Origin of the sequence: Geminocystis sp. NIES-3708 (genome assembly GCF_001548095.1) — a bacterium.
In the GTDB taxonomy this organism is placed as follows: domain Bacteria; phylum Cyanobacteriota; class Cyanobacteriia; order Cyanobacteriales; family Cyanobacteriaceae; genus Geminocystis.
In genome coordinates this window covers 569,030-588,490 of sequence record NZ_AP014815.1, presented here as the reverse complement: position 1 = coordinate 588,490, position 19,461 = coordinate 569,030, and the positions used below count along the sequence as shown (strand labels likewise).

Below are 19,461 nucleotides of genomic sequence, written 5' to 3'. Positions count from 1 at the left end.
ACTAAATATTCAAAAAAGTTACAAGTTTTTCTAAAAAGTAATTATGGGATTTTAAATAATCTTTTTCTATGTTTTACCAAAAATCAGACTTTGTAAAGGATTTCATCAAGATTTCTCACGTTGTTAGCTTTAATATCTGCTTCTGCTTTTGCAATTAATTGATCTAATTTTCCTTGTGCTAAATCTGTTTCTATTTGTTTCTCCTAGTCATCATCTAAATATTCATCTAACCATTGTGGTAGTTGTAAAATTTGATCTTCACTCAATTGTTTAATTACTGTTTCAATCTATATTCAAATTGTCATTGTTCACTTTAAACTTAGTATATTTTTTTATGATAGTCAATAATATATTAATTTTATTAAAAGTTCTAAGGATAATGATTAGAAAGAGAAGGATGCGATTATGATTATTGGGAGAAGTGAAGTTTGTGAATAATTATAAAAAATCTTCTGCGGCGGAAGGAACGGAATTGTTAAGAATGAATGATTTACCTTGTAATTAATCCAAAAATAATAGGCAATTAAATCTTCATTTTTGCTAATAAATTTACAATAATCTAAAAAACTTTATTAATACTTCTTCCGTTATTAGCTTTAAGCCAATTTACAAGTTATAAAATTAAATATAAGCCTCAAAATTAAATTCAAGGCTTATGAAAAATTAACCTAAAATGATGTTAGAAAACTGATATTCAGTTACAACAGATTGCCCATTTTCTTCATTAGTAATACGACGATTAGTAAGAATATAATAACCGTCAATTTTCTCGAAAGTGTCTTGAAAAATAGTTTTACCGCCTTTTGGTTGCTTAGTTTCAGGATCTAAATATATAGAGTCGTAACCTTCGGATAAATACCCCTCATCGGTATTAAGAATTCCAAAAGTATTAATCGCAACAATAGAGTTACCAATTTTACGATAGACAAAAGAAACTGTATTATTATGCACTTTATATTTGTTACCTTGTCCAGCACCGCCAACGAGAATTTCTACTGCACCATTTTCATCTTTAGCACCAAAACTAAAAGTATTTTCACCATGGCTTTTTTCAAAACTATGATTAACTCGATGAATAGTTATTTCCCATAGTTGGCTAGTAATAGCTTTTTTGGCTGTTTCGTCTTCAATTCCCGATACTTCAAATTGTAAGTTCGCCTTAATTTCGCCTTTGGCGGTATAAGTGCCTTGAGGATTAATCAAGGTAATGTCACAGCTATAGCCCGGAAAATCTGCATCCCAAGTATAGCGATTTTCGTAAGCTGATTTAAAAACTGTTTCTGCCGTAAGGGTTAATGTCATTTTCGATCCTCTAATATTTATTAATCATTATATAGCAATTTTGTAAAATAAGTTTTCAGATGTTTATCTTTACAAATACAGATAGACAAAATATTGATGCTACATACAATAATTTTATTATTCATATTATAAGATTTTTAATCTTACTCAGATTTTGTATTCCGTAGAAAAAGAATTAATCCATAGGAAAGGAAACATCAATTTCAAACAAGTTTGATTCTTTCTATCTCAACCTTATCAACTCAAGTTTGATTCAAAAATGATCCCCGTGTCTGATAAACTTTTTGATGACCATATTTTATTAAATTAGATACCAATAAAGTTAATACATATCTTTGGAGGATATAAATGTTAGAAACCACTTTAGGTTTAGAGATTATTGAAGTAGTAGAACAAGCTGCGATCGCATCTTCAAAATGGATGGGAAAAGGGGAAAAAGACATCGCTGATGAAGTAGCCGTAGAAGCCATGCGGGAAAGAATGAATAAAATCAAAATGCGTGGCAGAATCGTTATTGGTGAAGGAGAAAGAGACGATGCACCCATGCTTTATATTGGTGAAGAAGTAGGTATTTGTACTCGCCCTGATGCTGGTAACTTTTGTAATCTTGAAGAATTAATCGAGATTGACATTGCAGTTGATCCTTGTGAAGGTACTAACCTTGTAGCATACGGACAAAATGGTTCGATGGCAGTATTAGCCATCTCCGAAAAAGGCGGACTATTTGCAGCACCTGATTTCTATATGAAAAAATTAGCCGCACCTCCCGCCGCAAAAGGTCATGTTGACATCAACAAATCTGCTACAGAAAACCTCAAAATTATTGCTGAGTGCATGAATCGTAGTATTGATGAATTAGTTGTTGTCGTAATGGATCGTTCACGTCATAATGATTTAGTAAAAGAAATCCGTGAAGCTGGTGCAAGAGTACGCTTAATCAGTGATGGAGACGTTTCTGCAGCCATTTCCTGTGCTTTTTCTGGTAGTAATATTCATGCCCTAATGGGTATTGGTGCTGCTCCCGAAGGCGTGATTTCTGCGGCGGCAATGCGTTGCTTAGGTGGTCATTTCCAAGGACAATTAATTTATGATCCTGAAATCGTCAAAACTGGTTTAATCGGTGAAAGTAAAGAAAGTAACCTTGAGCGTTTACGTAGTATGGGTATTAATGATCCTGATAAAGTTTACAATGCCGAAGAATTAGCATCTGGTGAAACTGTCTTATTTGCGGCTTGTGGTATTACTCCCGGAACTTTAATGGAAGGCGTACGTTTTTTCCATGGTGGCGCAAGAACTCAAAGTTTGGTAATCTCTAGTCAGTCTAGCACTGCTCGTTTTGTTGATACTGTTCATATGTTTGATAACCCTAAAACTATTCAATTAAAATAGTAGTCAAAATGTAGGAGTGCAATATTCTGTACTCCTATCGTAATCAAAAAAGTTTTTTCTTACACTTTCTTTTTCAACTGTTAAAAAAAAACCGTAAAAAATTCTAATTAATTAATAATTTTTTCATCGTTTACCATGTAAAGTCTATGATAATGAAAGAATGAGAATATATCATGACTGTTATTTATGGATAATTTACAACTTTGGCAACGCTATCAAGATTGGCTTTACTATCATCAAGGTTTAGAAATTTATGTAGATGTTAGTCGCATGAGTTTTGATGATGATTTTTATACCTCCATGCAATCCAAATTTTCCTATGCCTTTGATTCTGTCGCTAAATTAGAACAAGGTGCGATCGCTAATCCTGATGAAAACCGCATGGTAGGACATTATTGGTTAAGAAATCCTGATATTGCACCCACTGCACAAATAAAGGAAGAAATCAGTAACAGTTTAATAGAAATCAAAGAATTTGCCCAAAAAATCCATTCAGGCACGATAACAACCCCTCAAGGAGAAAAATTTACAGATTTACTCTCTATAGGTATCGGAGGTTCGGCTTTAGGTCCTCAATTTGTTTCTCAGGCTTTAGCACCTATTGACCCTAGTCTAAATATACACTTTATTGACAATACAGATCCCACAGGAATAGATCGAATTCTTGCAAAATTAGGAACTAAATTAAAAACTACTTTAGTATTAGTTATAAGCAAATCGGGCGGCACACCAGAAACCCGTAACGGGATGTTAGAAGTAAAAAATGCTTATCAAGAAAAAGGATTAGACTTTTCTCGTCATGCTGTTGCTATTACCATGATGGATGACAGTAGTAAACTTTATCACACTGTTAAACAAGAAAATTGGTTAGCTTGTTTTGCGATGTTTGACTGGGTTGGGGGGCGCACTTCTGAATTGTCTGCTGTTGGTTTATTACCAGCACTTTTAGAAGGCATCAATATTGACGAAATGTTAGAAGGTGCAAAAGAAATGGATATTGCCACCAGAGACACAAATGTGAAAAAAAATCCTGCCGCTTTACTCGCCTTGTCTTGGTATTATGCTGGAAAAGGGAAGGGTGAAAAAGACATGGTAGTTTTACCTTATAAAGATAGTCTGTTGTTGTTTAGTCGTTATTTGCAACAATTAGTAATGGAATCATTAGGTAAAGAAAAAGACTTAGATGACAACACAGTTTATCAGGGTATCGCTGTTTATGGTAACAAAGGATCAACAGATCAACACGCCTATGTGCAACAATTACGAGAAGGAATAGCAAACTTTTTTGTTACTTTTATCGAAGTATTAAAGGATAGAGAAGGTAAATCCCTCGAATTAGAAACAGATGTCACTAGCGGTGATTATCTATCTGGGTTACTCCAAGGCACTCGTAAAGCCTTATATGAAAATGGTAGAGATTCCATTACTGTTACCATAAATGAAGTTACCCCAAAAATTGTGGGTGCTTTAATTGCTTTATATGAAAGAGCTGTAAGTATTTATGCTTATTTAGTCAATATCAATGCTTATCATCAACCCGGTGTTGAAGCAGGAAAAAAAGCGGCGGCATCGATTTTAAGTTTACAAACAGAAGTATTAAATTTAGTTAAAAATAGTAACGAATCTTTTACAATAAGCGACATCGCTACAAAATTGGATAAATCAGAAGAAATAGAGGCAATTTATAAAATTTTACGGCACTTATCCGCTAATAATCGAGGAATTATTTTGAAAGGCGATCATACTTCTTTAGATAGTTTACAAGTGGAATATAAATAAAAGTTGGTTGGGTAGAGGAAACAAAACCCAACATTAACTAATTTTATTCTTTAATTTTATTGAGCTTAACTATTCCATTTTTATGGTGATTATTTAGTTTCATTAACTTACGGTATCCCTAACCCAACTTATTATTTTTCAAAAAAATATGAATAGAACTAAACAAATTATAATCAGTTTAATAGTTGGATTTTGGCTTATAGTAATAGCAGTATTTTCTATTCAAAATATACAATTAGTCAGTCTAAAATTTTTTATTTTTGAATCAATTAAAATACCCGTAGGGATATTATTAACCTTTGCTTTGGCTGGAGGTTTTGTTTGTGGTTCAATAATACCTATTTTATTTAAAAATAATAATAATTCGCCACAATCTAAAAATAATAAGAATAGAAAAAAACAGAAAAAATCAGGATTTAAAAAAGATTTTGAAGAAGAAAAAGATCCTATTTTTGATTGGGATTAAGTATAAGGAAAATATTAAACAGAAATTGGTAACAAAATTTGACTTAAGTTTATGGAAAATAAATTTTCTTCACTACCTAAATTAAGTATTATTTTTAAGTGGTAGGATTTATCATTAACTCAAAATTGAATATTAAATAATTTTTTTCAGTCAAAAATCTGTTACTTTAAAAAACGACTTTAAAAGCAATTCCTTCCTCAATAAAATTAGGGGAATTTTGAAGAATATTTTGTCTTTCATCCTCCGTTACATAGAGATAAGTGCCGATTATATCTTGATTTTGGAATCGATAAATATTTTCTCCTTGATTACTCTGGGCACCATAAACATAGAAAGCAATTCCTTCTTCAATAAAATTAGGATAATTTTGAAGAATACTTCCTCTTTCCTCTTCTCCTACATAAAGATAAGTACCTCCTATATCTTGATTTTGAAATCGATAGATGGTAATTAAATTATCATTAGGTTCAATGCCCACATTAAAAGCTATTCCTTTTTCTGCAAAATTAGAATAGTTGTCAAGAATATTTTTTCTTTCTTCTTCTGCTACATACAAAAAAGTGGTTGGTATATCGGTATTTTGAAAACTATATATAGGAGTATTTAATTCAGGAATAGAAACTATTTCAGAGGCTAAATATTGATTTAATGCAGATGTAGGATGTACACCGTCAATAAAAGCAAATTGTTCGATGGTAAGATTTTCTCCCAGATTAGAAGTTCCTGAAATATAATCTACATATGAAACATCAATAATAGGAGATGTAGTCAAATCATTTTGCCATAGATTTAAAGCATCGTTAAAAACTTTAAAACCATCAATTATTTTAACATTTGGTATATCATTATTTTGATTATCAAAAGTAGTGATTAATTTTTCGTTAACTTTTGCGGAAATATCATTTAATAATGCCGTTGTTTGTCCATTAATATCAAGAGGAATATTATTATCTATCTCTTTATCAGTTTCAATGACAAAAGGAGTATTTCCTATCGGTGACAAACCAATTACTGTAATATTTCCTATTTGATTTTCAATATTTTTAATGGCTTGACTAATGTTATTAAAAATATTCTCAACGGTTTTATTAATTAACAGCTCATTATCACCATTTTCTGGAGTTAAGAAAATATTAACAAAATTAGGATCAGCAATAACTTCTAAAACATCGTTACTTCCTGCACTAATAAAAACTTCGATCAAATTATTTAAGCTATTATCACTAATTAAATTCTGTTCAAATAATTGTATTTGAGAACTTAAACCAATAGGAATTGTACCTAAATTATTAGGTTTTGAACCAAATATTCCCGTAGTTGCACCAGCGAAAGCATAAACAACATTATTCTCTGAAGGATTCGGAGGAGTAGAAATGGTTGAGTTACCCACCAAAGAATTAGCATTAATACCTAATCTATCGGCGATAGCTTCTCCTAAAACTTGTCCATCAGATGCTTTACCTTGATTGTAAGGTGGATTGGGAAATGGTTGAAATCCTAAAGAGGCAACCGTAAAACTGAGATTTCCAATATCGAATAAACTATCACCAAGAAAAATAACAGTCATGATTTTTTCTCTTTTAAATATATTTATTAGTAATAAAGAGATCCTAAATCATTTTTCAATAATTAAGTCATCGAATTATGTATTTTGATCTAATTAATATTGAGCTCAATGTTAAAATAACTTTGAGAAAAAAACTGTTTTTAAATCCTCCCCTTCTGAAAAATTAACGGAAACTAAAATAGTTATTATTCTCGCTGTATAAATATAAAACATAAGCTAGTTTGTCAGATAGATAAAGAAAAGAAAACCATGGAAATTTTTAGAATATGTTGTGATTATCAATAAAAATATCTTATCAATTTTTGCTTGAATTTTATGACAATGATAAAATAACGATATATTTTAATTATCGATTATGAAAACTAGCAACGAAATTATTGTTATTGGCGGTGGAATTATTGGACTTTCGATCGCCCTTGAATTAAAATTAAAAGGGTTAGGGGTAACAATCTTAAGTAAAAACTATACTCAAGCCGCTACCAACGCCGCCGCTGGAATGTTAGCACCAAAAGCAGAGCAGTTAGAAGGTGTTATTTTAGATTTAGCGTTGCAATCCCTTGCTTTATACCCCGAATGGACAGGAAAATTAGAACAATTAAGTGGTCAAGATATAGACTATAATCCTTGTGGAATAATCGCACCTGTTTATCATCAACCTTCAACAATTAATGATAATTGGTTAGATAAAGACACTATTCAACTATATCAACCACATCTGGGCAAAGACGTTATGGGGGGTTATTGGTATCCTGAAGAAGGACAAGTTGATCCTCGCAAAGTTGGTAACGTATTATTAAATATAGCCAAGTCATTAGGTATTGATATTAAAGAAGGCGTGGAGGCGATCGCTTTTACCCGTCATCAAGGTAGAATTAAAAATGTCCTCACCAAATCAGGTATATTTTCTGCTGATACTTATATTTTAGCCAGTGGTGCATGGTCAAGTAAATTATTTCCTCTTCCCGTGCGTCCATTAAAAGGACAAATGCTAAGTTTAAAGATAGCCACGGAAAAACCCTTAGAAAGAGTTATTTTTGGAGAAAATACTTATCTCGTACCCAAAAAAGACGGGCGTTTAATCGTGGGTGCAACTTCAGAAGATATTGGCTGGATAGAAGGCACAACCGCCGAAGGTATTAATAGTTTATTAAATCGTGCCATTCGTTTATATCCACCCCTAGCAAGTTGGCAATTAGATGAAATTTGGTATGGTTTTCGCCCTGCTACCGCCGATGAAATTCCTATTTTAGGCTATGGTGATACTGATAACTTGATTTTCGCCACAGGACATCAACGCAATGGTATCCTACTTGCACCCATTACCGCTAAATTAATTAGTAACCTAGTAATTGATCATCATGCAGATCCTTTATTAAAACATTTTACTTACCAACGATTTAACAAATCTCAGCCCCAAATTATGTCTTATCCTACTCCCAGCAGTCCTCAAAATTTTGATATAACCTCTAATAGAAACAATATAACCTCCATGAATGGGAATTTAGGTCATTTTTCTACTAAAAGTGAAAATAATGGCTTTATAGACTCAAATTCTGATGATAATGATCATTTGATCATAGCTGGAAAAAAATTCAAGTCTCGTTTGATGACAGGCACAGGCAAATATCCAAGTATGGAATCCATGCAAAAAAGTGTTATCGCCAGTGGTTGCGAAATCGTCACCGTTGCTGTGCGTAGAGTACAAACAAACGCTCCCGGTCATGAAGGATTAGCAGAAGCCCTTGATTGGAGTAAAATATGGATGTTACCTAACACCGCAGGTTGCACGAGTGCAGAAGAAGCTATCAGAGTCGCTCGTTTAGGTAGAGAAATGGCGAAATTACTAGGGCAGGAAGATAATAATTTCATCAAATTAGAGGTTATTCCTGATTCTAAATATTTATTACCTGATCCCATTGGTACACTACAAGCCGCAGAGCAGTTAGTTAAAGAAGGTTTTGCCGTATTACCCTATGTTAATGCTGATCCTCTCCTTTGTAAACGCTTAGAAGAAGTTGGTTGTGCGACAGTTATGCCATTAGGTTCTCCCATCGGCTCAGGACAAGGTATACAGAATTTAGCTAATATTAAAATTATCATCGAACAAGCAAAAATACCAGTAGTTATTGATGCTGGTATCGGCACACCCAGTGAAGCCGCTTTAGGGATGGAGTTAGGTGCAGATGCTTTATTGATTAATAGTGCGATCGCCTTAGCTCAAAATCCTGTTAAGATGGCACAAGCTATGGGATTAGCTACCCAAGCAGGAAGATTTGCATATCAAGCAGGACGTATTCCCGTAAAAGAGTATGCGTCAGCAAGTTCGCCTCTTGTTGGTGTAGTGAAATAATAAATAATAAGTACTTATGCAAAATTAATTATATAGAAGCAATGGGTTTAAACCCATTGTTACCAAGGTTTTGAGAAAATAAAATACACAATTAATTTTACTCACTCACTTAATTGACTTTGTTTTAAATTTTTTTTGATAAATGCGCATAATTTGAGGAAATGAAACTGATGAATAGATAGAGTTTAAATTTTTGATGAGATAATTTATGATTCAAACTATCGTCGGTAGATATGAAATTATACAAAGTCTTGGTAGCGGTGGCTTCGGTGAAACTTTTTTAGCCAAAGATACTCAAATGCCTTCAGGAAAAAAGGTGGTGGTTAAACGCCTTAAACCTATCAACGATAATCATGTCTCTATGACATTAATTCAAGGTTTATTTGAAAAAGAAGCGAAAGTATTAGAAGAATTAGGCCAAAATAGCTCACAAATTCCCACTTTATATGCTTATTTTACTGAAGATCAGCAATTTTATCTCATACAGGAATATATCAAGGGAAAAAGTTTAGCCGAATTAGGAGTAATAAATACCGCTCAATGTGAATCAATTTTATCATCATTACTTAATACTCTCAAATATGTTCACGGAAATAACATCATTCACCGAGATATTAAACCTGAAAATATTATTATTCGAGACTCCGACAGATTACCTGTTTTAATCGATTTTGGTGCAGTCAAAGAAAGTATGGGAGCAGTAAGTTTAAGTAGTGGCTCAACAGTAAGTTCTGTAATTGTTGGTACGAGAGGCTTTATACCCCCTGAGCAAAGTTTAGGGCGTACGGTTTTTAGCAGTGATTTATATGCCTTAGCTTTGACGATGATTTATAGTTTAACGGGCAAATATCCTATTGAAATACTTAGTAATCAAATGACGGGGGAATTAGATTGGCAAAGTTTAATCCCGAATTTATCGCCGAATTTAAAAATAGTTTTAGAAAAAGCGACAAAAATGGACATAAGTAACCGTTATCTTACTGCTCAAGCTATGTATCAAGCTCTACATAACAGCGAAATGGAAACAATGGCGGTTGTGCCTTCTGTTAATACAATTGATTTATCAAAAAATGTTACTTCTAATTCACCAGCAACGATTTTAATTCCCAATTCTGAATGGAATAATCCTGTTAGTAATATTCATCAAAATTCTGTCAATAATCCGCAAAAAAATAATCTTATTCCCCTTTTAATTACTGGTATATTAGTTGCTTTAGGGGTATCAGGAGGATTTATTATTACTCAACAAAGGGCTCAAACTCTAGCAAAATTAGAAGAAGTTGAGCGAGAAAAAGAGGAAGCGGAAGCAAAAGTTTTAGAAGAGAAACAAAAACGAGAGCAAGAAGAAGCTAAACGACAAGAATCAGAGAAAATGAGGTTAGAAGCTGAACAAGCAAGGGTTAAAGCTGAAGAATTACGAAGACAAGCGGAAGTTAGAGCAAATAATCAACCTAAAACTAGAACTATTGTGGTTAATCCATCTGTAAATAATTCAAGTAGTAACTCTTATGCCAGTATTGGAGGTAAATCAGGAAGTAAAAATATTCGCTCAGGACCAGGTACAAGTTATTCTGTTGTAGGACAAGGCTATACAGGAGAAACAATAGAGATATTAGAGACTGGTTATGATCAAGGCGGTTATCGATGGTATAAAGTATATCATTCCCCGTCAGGTACAACAGGTTGGATTGCGGCACAATTAATTAATTTTTAGGTTTAAAATTCCGAAAATATCATGAAAATCATCAAATCGTTGTTATCTAATTTTCAAATACTTAACTTTTTTCTCGCTTCAGTTATTTTAGGTGGCATTTTCGGTTGGTGGTATATTCCTCAATCTTCTGAGTCTTCCTCATCTTCCATTAAAGATAAAGAATTAAATTCTTCTGTCAAAAGTCCTCTAGAAAATTTCCCCACTATTGAAAATAAATCCCCTGAAATTCCCTCATTACCTACACAACTGAATAATCAATCTCAAACCACTGAATCTCCTACAATTCCCCCTGCCATCGAATCTCAAAAAAAGACTGAAACAGTCAAAACCTCTCCTATTTATCAACAACCAAAAATTGAGAATAAACCGCCTGAAATAATCACAAATCAATCATCTCCTACCATTGCACAATCACAAATTCCTACCATTAATTCTCTTTTATCTAATACTTATTTTGGTCATTTTCCATTTGCAGAAACACCTCGACAAAGTTTAGTTAATATGGGAAATTATTATAATCGTACAGAATTTTTACACCAAGAAGCGGGGAATGCTTTTAACCGTATGAGAGCAGATGCTAAAGTACAAGGAGTAGAATTAGTCTTAATTTCAGGTTTTCGTTCTATATCTGATCAAACAAAACTATTTCAAAAACAAATTCAAAAACGAGGTAGTAAAGAAGCCGCCTCAAAGTTAAGCGCACCTCCCGGACATAGTGAACATCATACAGGATATGCGTTAGATATTGGTGATGGAAAACAACCCTCTCTTGATTTAAAATTTCAATTTGAGTCTAGTCAGGCTTATTCTTGGTTAACAAACAATGCTCATAGATACGGTTTTGAGTTGTCTTTTCCTAAAAATAATATACAAGGGGTGAGTTTTGAGCCTTGGCATTGGCGTTATGTGGCATCCAATCAAGCTAATTCTATTTTTGCTATGCCTAGAAATTTACTATATGTGAATAAATAATAAATAATTTTCTAATTATGTCAATTAATAACCAAAATTTACTATCGAGAATCACTAAATTTTTGTTCTGAAAAATTGAACGAGCAATTTCTTTAAATATAAATATTTTTGGATGTCAATAATCACTGTCAGCCACACAAATACCTTTACATTTTATGCCATTATTAGCCGTGCGTAAGCAGTGTTGACAAAGTATTAATTCATCTTTGATTTGGGCATCAGATTTATGATTCATAAAAATTTTTTTCGAGTTTTTATCGCTGTTAATTGAGTTAGTCATATTTTTTATAAAATTTCTCTACCTAACAATAATTTTCTGACTTCTAACATTGCCGAATAAGTGGGAATAATATATAAAGTTTCGTTAACTGGTGTTAAATCTAAGGCTTTATTGACAGCTTCAGCAAGGTTTTCTTTTACTACTAAATTCATGTCAGATTCAAGGGTATCAAGACTATATTTTAACCTCAATGCCATGTCATAAACTCGATCGCCACTAACTACTATATTACCTCCCGTTTCTACTAATTTTTCTGTATCTACATCCCAAATCCAAGAAACATCTGTACCATCAGGAATGCGATCATTTAAAACCATTAAAATAGTGCTAGATAAATTGATTTTTTTAATGTCATTTACTGCCCTAATTGTCTCATTCATACCCACAGGATTTTTAGAGAGCAAAATACGAATTTTTTTATTATTAATAGTTAATTCTTCTGCCCTACCAAAAGCCGCTTTAAAGTTGGTGATAGTATCGTTAATAATCTTTTTTTCGACTCCGATAGTTTCCGCTACTAATCCTGCGGCTAGGGTATTATATTTATTATAAACCCCGATTAAAATTTGTTGCCAGTCCCCACTATTTACTGATAATTTACTTTTAGTAAAATCGCAATTTGGACAGTCATAATCACCCAAATGGGATAAATAAACTCCTTCATAAATTAGAGAAGTGCCACATTTTGGACAGTAAATAGAATCTACAGCATGGGGTATTTCTTCTAAGTATAATTCTGGTTCATTTAAACCGAAAAATAACACTTTTTGTGATAAATTTTGACCTAAATAACATAAAGTTGGATCATCACCATTAACGATAATAAATGTATCTTTACTTAAAGGCTCAATGGCATTTTGCCAACGATAACTAATAGTGTCAACTTCCCCGTAACGATCAAGTTGATCTCGGAATAAATTTAAGGCTAAAATATGGGTAGGATTACATTGTTTTAAAGCTAAAGGTAAAACGTTTTCATCTACTTCTAAAATGGCATAATCTGCGGTTAATTTTCCCCATAAATTACTATTCATTATCAAACAAGTAACTAAGCCATTAATTAGGTTTGCACCTGCCGAATTGTGAATAATTTTATAACCATTATTAACCAAAATATCTTTTAATAATAAAGAGGTCGTTGTTTTGCCATTTGTACCAACTACTAAGATTAAACCTTTAGTTAATTGTTGAGATAAAAGACGTAATAATTGAGGATGTAAACGTCCTGCAATTTCTCCGGGTAAAACACTAGCGGCTCCTAATTTGAATGTTTTAACAACACCTGTAATTATTTTTGCTATAGCCACAGCTAAACCTAAACGTATTCGATCAAATATGTTCATATTAGTTTTATTTTTTAAATTATTTTGAATAATAAATAATGACTTATTTTTATCTTATACTATATCTTAATCTATTCATTAAATTTATTAATTATTAATGAAAATTAGCAATAAAAATTTTTATTTTTCATCACTAATTAACATTTTTTCCATAGTAGTAAGTAAATCAGAATAATCATCATTTACTTGAGGAATTTTAGTAATAATACTATATTTATACTCGCAATCATAACGATTTTTTATTTCTTTAGAAACTCTCGTAAAAATTTTTTGATTTACCCATAAAGCACCATTATTATCGGTATTTGGTAACATAATGATTAAATAATTCTCTTGATAATGAGCGGCTAAATCTGTGGGGCGTTTAATTTCTTCTTGAAGAATATTTGCTAGTTCAATTATTTTATGATTAGTTAAATCTTCGTCAAAATTGATTGCTATTAAAATTAGAGAAAGGGGTTGTTTTTCACGAGCTAATCTACGCCATTCATAGTCCAAACAATCGAGAAATGAAGAATATTTTGCTAATCCTGTTACATCATCTAATACTTGACAATTTCTTAATTCTTCCCTGAATATTTTGTATTGATCATAGACTATATATCTTTCGATAGCGACAACTAATTGATTAATAATATCCTCAATGACTTTAATTTCTTCTGATTGCCATTCCCTTAAATAGTTATAATCATAAATGAACAAAATTCCCCAAAATTTTATATTACTAATTTCAACTATTTCAGAAGTTTTAATAATAATAGGAATTGCCAACTCTGCTCTTTTTAAAGGCTCTGTTTCTACGTCAAAGTCCAGAGAACTTTGATGGGTATAATAATTAACAGATTCTTGACAGACATAAGATATTATTTTTTGTTCAAGTTGATAATTATCAGCAAAATTATGAGGAGATACTTGACATATATTTCCCTCATTGTCAATAATCTTATCTTGTTCTCCTGCTGAATTTAACTGAGAAATAAAAACCTGTTCACATTTTAAATAATTTTTAATATAGGTTAAAACTTTTGGACAAAATATTGCATAATTAACTGATAAAAAAAAAGACTCAGTAATATTCATAAGAAAATAACCTATTTTTCATCAAATATATATGTTAGAATTCACTGATTAGCTTTTTCAAATTTTAGGCAAAATGACTAAAAAATACTTATTTTTGCAATAATAAGTATGTTAATTGTTAATTGTTAATTGTACATTGTTAATTAATCATTAGCTATTGGTAGGAATTAAACTTAAATAAGCATCAAAATCTTTAATAGCTTCAGCATATTGCTCGTTTACTAAAGACACATTACGATCTTTAGCCGCCGCATCAATTTTTTCAAAATGTACAAATAATTCTTTTGCTAAATTTTGAGCGGTTTTTTGATCTTTTAATAACAATTTTCTCGAAGCCGCTGCCATTTCTTGACGTAATCCACCTAGTGGACCATGAATGAAAGTTCTTGTATTTACCCAATTTTCAGCATCAATAAATTGTTTCAGAGTAGCCATATTTTCTCGTGCTAAAGCAATAGGCTCACGATAAGATTGTAGTTGTGCTACTTTTTCAGGACTGTAAACAGTAGGAATTTTTGCTTGAGTAGGACTACTACAACTAACTAACAAGGTTGTTACTAAAACCAATACTAAAGAGAGAATGGGACGAAATAATCTCATAATCTTATATTTTGATGTTATTTTTTGAATTGTTTATAGTCTATTGTCTATCGTCCATTATCCCTTGTCAATTAAACTGTGCTAAATGAGCATAACCAGCTTTAATCAATGCTTCATTGCGAATACGACAAGAATCACAAACACCACAAGGCTTTTGTCCTCCTTGATAGCATGACCATGTTTCTTGTATTGGTACATTTAAAGTAATAGCTTTTTTGACGATGTCTTCTTTTGATAAGTGGATTAAAGGAGCAATTAATTGAGGTGGTTTGCCTTCAACACCTACTTTTGAAGATAAATTAGCTAATTCTTGAAAAGTTTTTAAATATTCAGGACGACAATCAGGATACCCCGAATAATCCACAGCATTGATACCTAAATAAATTGCTTCTGCTTCTTTGGCTTCGGCTAAAGAAAGAGCGATCGCCACAAAAACTGTATTTCTACCTGGTACATAAGTAGAGGGAATCTCATCAGGCTTTACCCCATCTTCAGGAATATTCATTTTTTCATCAGTTAAAGATGAACCGCCCCATAATGAGAGGTTCACATCGATAATATAATGTTCTTTTATGCCTAATTTTGGTGCTAATTTGTGAGCAATTTCTAGCTCTCTAGCGTGTTTTTGTCCATAACGAAAAGATAAAGCGATAGTATCATATCCTGCTTGAATGGCTATGGCAGCACTGGTAGCGGAATCTAAACCTCCTGAGAATAAGACAATGGCTTTTTTTTGAGACATGATGAATCAAATACGATATAAATTTTTAACTTATTTACTTTTTGATAATGAAATTAATTACTTTTAACTTATTTATCCAGAATTTTGGGCTTAAAACCTAATTGAAACAGGCAAGAATAGTTTGTTCAACAGATTGAGCTAAGGCATCTAAATGATAGCCTCCTTCTAATCCAAAAACAATATTTTTCGTAATTTTTAAGCAATATTTTGTTAAAGTGTAGTAGTCTTGAGGAAATAAAGAAACTCCAGCTAATGGATCTTGATGATTAGCATCATATCCAGCACTAATAATTAATAAATCCGGGGCAAATTGACTGATAAAAGGGATTACTTGATCTTGAAAATATAATTCATACTCTTTGATCGTACTTCCCTCTAAAAGGGGTATATTTAGTACATTATCATATAAACCTCGATCACTTTTTTTTCCTGTGAAAGGATAACAAGGATATTGATGTAAGGAACAATAAATAATATTAGGATTATTAGCAATAATATCCTCTGTGCCATTACCATGATGGACATCCCAATCTAAAATAGCCACTTTTTCAATTCCCTGTTGACTTAAAGCATAATTAGCGGCAATAGCAGCATTAGAAAATAGACAAAAGCCCATGCCTGTATTAGCCGTAGCGTGATGCCCCGGAGGACGAGCTAAAATAAAACAGGGTTGATTATGACTGACAACGTGATTAACACCATCTAACCAACCGCTAATTGCCAATAAAGCCACTTCATAACTTTTTGCGGATACGGGAGTATCCTGATCTAACTTTCCGCCTCCTCGTTGCGCTATGGTTTTAATGCGTTCAATATAGTTAATATCATGGATTTTTGACACCCATTCAAGTGCAGTACTTTCATTTACAGGAGTAGGTTCTATCCATAACAACTTATTTTCCCAAGATTTTCCCGTCAAATTGGCACGAATAGCCGTTAATCTTTGGGGTGATTCTGGGTGATATTTACCTGTTTTGTGATCTAAAAACTGCTCTGAAAAAATAATTTTTAACATTATTGCCAGAAAAACCCTTAATTACCATCTAATGTTAACATTTTTAGTCTTTAATTCTTTAATTCTCAGCCACAGCATCTTGACAAAATCAAAAACATAGTATATATTAAGTTTGTGTGGGGGAGTGAACCAGCAAGAGAGTCGAGACGAAACAAGGTCAGTCGTCGATTCTCTTTCTGAAAAAATCTTAACAAAAAAATAACGCCCCATTCATAGATAATAAAGAATAAGACGATACACTTTACTATTAACTCATCTTTTTTGTATATCTTTCATTAATTATTTTTTGATACACTTTAATTAATTTTTTGGCTATTTTATCCCATGTATAGTTATCAAATATAAATTCTTTAGCTCGATCTCCCATTTTTTTTGCTTCTTCTGGATTTTCTAAACAAGTGATTAAGGCTTTTTCGATACTTCCCGAATTTATATCAACAACATAAGCGGCGTTTGCTTCTCCAGCTTCTGGAAAATTACAACCAGTGGTAAAAATACAAGGTAAACCTGAAGCCATGCCTTCAAGAATCGACATACTAAAACCTTCGGAATAAGAAGGGGCAACATAAATATTAGCCGCCGATAAAGCTGAATATTTTATTTCTCCTGTTAAAATTCCTGTAAATGTTACCGCCGATAAACAGTCTAAATCCTGAAAATATTTTTTTGCAGTAGTTAAATAACCAACATTGTCAGGACCTGCGATAATTAAATGAATATTAGAAAATTTTTGATGAACATTTGCAAACGCTGGTGCTAATAAATCTAAACCTTTTTTGGGATCGATTCTACCTAAAAATAAAATTAATTGCTTGTTTTTTGCTTCAGGAAATTGCTCTAAAAATAAAGATGAAGAAGGTAAATTTTCAAAATTTTCTTTGTTAACACCGTTGGGAATGATAAATAAAGGTGGTTTTAAATTAAGAGCTTGAACTTCATCTTTTTCTGCCGTTGCTAATATTTGAATACCATTTGAGCGATTAATTGCAGGTTTTTCTAGTAAAGAATAGTAAATTTTTTTCTTTCCTGCTTTATAAGATAATGCCCAAGATTGTAACATTCCACGAGGAGTAATTAAGTAAGGAATGTTATATTTTTGACAAGCCCAATAAGCGGGAATATTTGTCAAAGAAAAAATAGCATTGGTGTGGACTAAATTATAATCTTTGACATGAGCATATAACCATTTAGTTAATTTAAAACTAAATTTATAATCTCCTTGACTAATATAGGGAAAATATTGAATACGATACTCATTTTCTCTAATCCAAGTTAATAAAGGTACATCTAATTGATGATCCCCATTCGCTGTGGTGGTGACAATATCTACTTCTATCCCTTGTATTCCAATTGCTTTGGTCAATTCTACTACACTTTTTGATGGACCACCATAAACTGATCCCACAGAAGGTATAACAACTAAAATTTTCATAAAATATCAAAATTTCTATCAATTTTCTCAGTTATTTTGACATAATTTTTTAGCTATGGCGTTGGTGAATTCAGCTATTAACGCTATGGAACGAACTGGTACATCTTTCCAACAAAGATAATCAATAAGCAAACTGACAGACTACATCAACATTTTGACTGATTTTGAATAACACAAAGTTTTTCGGTGTAGTTTTACTAAGTAATGCCTTAATCTTGTATTTTCCCTCTCCACTGTTGTCATATATGTTTTAGTGATAATGAGTAAGATCGAGCTAAGTAATAAACTGTGGAGATACTTTCCAACTATCTGTTACATAAAAATAACAATGCCATTTTTTTACTTGCTCCCACAACGGTCTAAATGTTTTTGCACTTCTATCCCCTATGACCCATTCCAATATACCCTCGTGAAAATGATCTACCGCTGTCCATCGCCAGATTGGTTTTTTTTTGAGCCGACAAAGGTTTGCAATTCATCCAATTCTCCAACTTCTGGTAGCGTTTCTGGATGATAGCTCTGTGGCAAAATTTGACCCACTGCTTTAACCCAAGAGATGATCGTTGTATGATGCACCTGTTTAATCCTCCCAATAGCTCGGAAACCCATACCATTGACGTACATTTTTAAGCATTCTTTTCTGAGATCATCACTATAACCTTTACCACTGAGTTGTTCTGGGGCTATAAATTGTCCGCGACAATGAACACAAATATGATTTTGTTTTCCTTTTTTTATGCCATTTTTATTGATATTCTTGGAGCCACATTCTGGACATTTCATGTTTTTTTACTTCACTTTTTTCCTCTTTCTATCATACCCTCATTCACCAACGCCTAAAAAACTATTAAAATATTGTTTTGTAAATAAACTACCCACATTGACCTAACAGTAGAATTTTAGAGGTCAGAGAATTAGACGAACTGAAGAAATTTGTAGGTAAAAAAATAAAGTATGGATCTCAAAAGCAATAGATCATTTTAAAAGAGGTATTTTACAATGGATGATTGAAGATCACCGTGGAGAAACTTTTGAGCCATTGTGAGCATAAGTACAAAAATGGAATTGCTATTTTTATGTAACAGACGGGTGGAAAGTCTATGGAAACTTTATTCCTGAGGGCGACCAAATCATCTGTAAAACATACATGACCAGAGTGGAGGGAGAAAATACGAGATTAAGACATTATCTTGCTAGACTACATCGAAAAACTTTATGTTATTCAAAATCCATGGAGATTTTAAAGTATTCTGTTTCACTATTGATTCACTATCTCAAATTTAAAGATATACCAATTCCTTTTCGTCCTTTAGGGAGACCTACTTTTAGTCTTCTTCATACCTAAAATCACCAATGCCGTTTTTTAATTTGCGTTACAAATTTTAAAGATAGAGTTTACTGAATGTGGGTTAGAATATATGCACATTGAG

Annotated in this window: 15 protein-coding genes and 2 pseudogenes; 7 read left to right on the top strand and 10 right to left on the bottom strand. The window is 32.3% G+C overall.

Annotation, left to right across the window (positions count from 1 at the left end; genetic code table 11):
- Nucleotides 1–663 precede the first annotated feature (663 nt).
- The gene (locus GM3708_RS02440; protein WP_066343838.1) at nucleotides 664–1,302 is read right to left on the bottom strand and encodes a DUF3386 domain-containing protein; all 639 of its coding nucleotides are present in this window, start codon (nucleotides 1,300–1,302) and stop codon (nucleotides 664–666) included.
- A 348-nt stretch (nucleotides 1,303–1,650) separates the two neighbouring features.
- On the opposite strand from GM3708_RS02440, the gene glpX reads away from it, so the two are divergent.
- The 3 genes from glpX to GM3708_RS02425 all read left to right on the top strand — a co-directional run bounded on the left by glpX (nucleotide 1,651) and on the right by GM3708_RS02425 (nucleotide 4,936).
- Nucleotides 1,651–2,691 carry a class II fructose-bisphosphatase gene (gene glpX, locus GM3708_RS02435; RefSeq protein ID WP_066343837.1) on the top strand — a complete coding sequence of 347 codons (1,041 nt, stop codon included), beginning with the start codon at nucleotides 1,651–1,653 and terminating at the stop codon, nucleotides 2,689–2,691.
- A gap of 186 nt (nucleotides 2,692–2,877) precedes the next feature.
- The gene (locus tag GM3708_RS02430) at nucleotides 2,878–4,470 is read left to right on the top strand and encodes a glucose-6-phosphate isomerase (protein ID WP_066343835.1); all 1,593 of its coding nucleotides are present in this window, start codon (nucleotides 2,878–2,880) and stop codon (nucleotides 4,468–4,470) included.
- 148 nt (nucleotides 4,471–4,618) lie between these two features.
- The gene (locus GM3708_RS02425; RefSeq protein ID WP_066343833.1) at nucleotides 4,619–4,936 is read left to right on the top strand and encodes a lipopolysaccharide assembly protein LapA domain-containing protein; all 318 of its coding nucleotides are present in this window, start codon (nucleotides 4,619–4,621) and stop codon (nucleotides 4,934–4,936) included.
- A gap of 166 nt (nucleotides 4,937–5,102) precedes the next feature.
- Here the strand turns inward: GM3708_RS02425 and GM3708_RS02420 are convergent, their stop codons facing one another.
- Nucleotides 5,103–6,503, bottom strand: coding sequence for an SGNH/GDSL hydrolase family protein (locus tag GM3708_RS02420; RefSeq protein ID WP_066343831.1), 1,401 nt, complete (start codon nucleotides 6,501–6,503; stop codon nucleotides 5,103–5,105).
- Nucleotides 6,504–6,858: 355 nt separating this feature from the next.
- Here GM3708_RS02420 and thiO point away from each other — a divergent pair, with 355 nt between their 5' ends.
- The 3 genes from thiO to GM3708_RS18210 all read left to right on the top strand — a co-directional run bounded on the left by thiO (nucleotide 6,859) and on the right by GM3708_RS18210 (nucleotide 11,539).
- On the top strand, nucleotides 6,859–8,853 hold the full coding sequence (gene thiO, locus GM3708_RS19690) for a glycine oxidase ThiO (RefSeq protein ID WP_066343830.1): 1,995 nt from the start codon (nucleotides 6,859–6,861) through the stop codon (nucleotides 8,851–8,853).
- A 208-nt stretch (nucleotides 8,854–9,061) separates the two neighbouring features.
- Entirely contained in the window at nucleotides 9,062–10,567 is a 1,506-nt protein-coding gene (locus GM3708_RS02410; RefSeq protein ID WP_066343829.1) for a serine/threonine protein kinase, read from the top strand.
- A 21-nt stretch (nucleotides 10,568–10,588) separates the two neighbouring features.
- On the top strand, nucleotides 10,589–11,539 hold the full coding sequence (locus tag GM3708_RS18210) for a D-alanyl-D-alanine carboxypeptidase family protein (protein WP_082713979.1): 951 nt from the start codon (nucleotides 10,589–10,591) through the stop codon (nucleotides 11,537–11,539).
- 115 nt (nucleotides 11,540–11,654) lie between these two features.
- Here the strand turns inward: GM3708_RS18210 and GM3708_RS18810 are convergent, their stop codons facing one another.
- The 8 genes and pseudogenes from GM3708_RS18810 to GM3708_RS17755 all read right to left on the bottom strand — a co-directional run bounded on the left by GM3708_RS18810 (nucleotide 11,655) and on the right by GM3708_RS17755 (nucleotide 18,814).
- The gene (locus GM3708_RS18810; protein WP_173644989.1) at nucleotides 11,655–11,819 is read right to left on the bottom strand and encodes a hypothetical protein; all 165 of its coding nucleotides are present in this window, start codon (nucleotides 11,817–11,819) and stop codon (nucleotides 11,655–11,657) included.
- Nucleotides 11,820–11,824: 5 nt separating this feature from the next.
- Nucleotides 11,825–13,162, bottom strand: coding sequence for a Mur ligase family protein (locus GM3708_RS02400; RefSeq protein WP_066343827.1), 1,338 nt, complete (start codon nucleotides 13,160–13,162; stop codon nucleotides 11,825–11,827).
- A 120-nt stretch (nucleotides 13,163–13,282) separates the two neighbouring features.
- Nucleotides 13,283–14,242, bottom strand: coding sequence for a diguanylate cyclase domain-containing protein (locus GM3708_RS02395; RefSeq protein WP_066343825.1), 960 nt, complete (start codon nucleotides 14,240–14,242; stop codon nucleotides 13,283–13,285).
- Nucleotides 14,243–14,392: 150 nt separating this feature from the next.
- Complete coding sequence (gene psbQ, locus GM3708_RS02390) at nucleotides 14,393–14,842, bottom strand: photosystem II protein PsbQ (protein ID WP_066343824.1); 450 nt, start codon at nucleotides 14,840–14,842, stop codon at nucleotides 14,393–14,395.
- A 67-nt stretch (nucleotides 14,843–14,909) separates the two neighbouring features.
- Nucleotides 14,910–15,584: a 7-cyano-7-deazaguanine synthase QueC gene (gene queC, locus GM3708_RS02385; RefSeq protein ID WP_066343823.1), complete on the bottom strand. Its 675-nt coding sequence runs from the start codon at nucleotides 15,582–15,584 to the stop codon at nucleotides 14,910–14,912.
- Nucleotides 15,585–15,681: 97 nt separating this feature from the next.
- On the bottom strand, nucleotides 15,682–16,599 hold the full coding sequence (locus GM3708_RS02380) for a histone deacetylase (RefSeq protein WP_066343821.1): 918 nt from the start codon (nucleotides 16,597–16,599) through the stop codon (nucleotides 15,682–15,684).
- Nucleotides 16,600–16,846: 247 nt separating this feature from the next.
- Nucleotides 16,847–18,031, bottom strand: a complete 1,185-nt coding sequence (locus GM3708_RS02375; protein ID WP_066343819.1) for a glycosyltransferase — start codon at nucleotides 18,029–18,031, stop codon at nucleotides 16,847–16,849.
- A gap of 141 nt (nucleotides 18,032–18,172) precedes the next feature.
- Nucleotides 18,173–18,814, bottom strand: a pseudogene (locus GM3708_RS17755) (IS1 family transposase).
- A gap of 119 nt (nucleotides 18,815–18,933) precedes the next feature.
- Between GM3708_RS17755 and GM3708_RS19195 the strand changes: the two are divergent.
- Nucleotides 18,934–19,376: pseudogene (locus GM3708_RS19195) on the top strand (IS1 family transposase); the annotation flags it as partial.
- Nucleotides 19,377–19,461 lie beyond the last annotated feature (85 nt).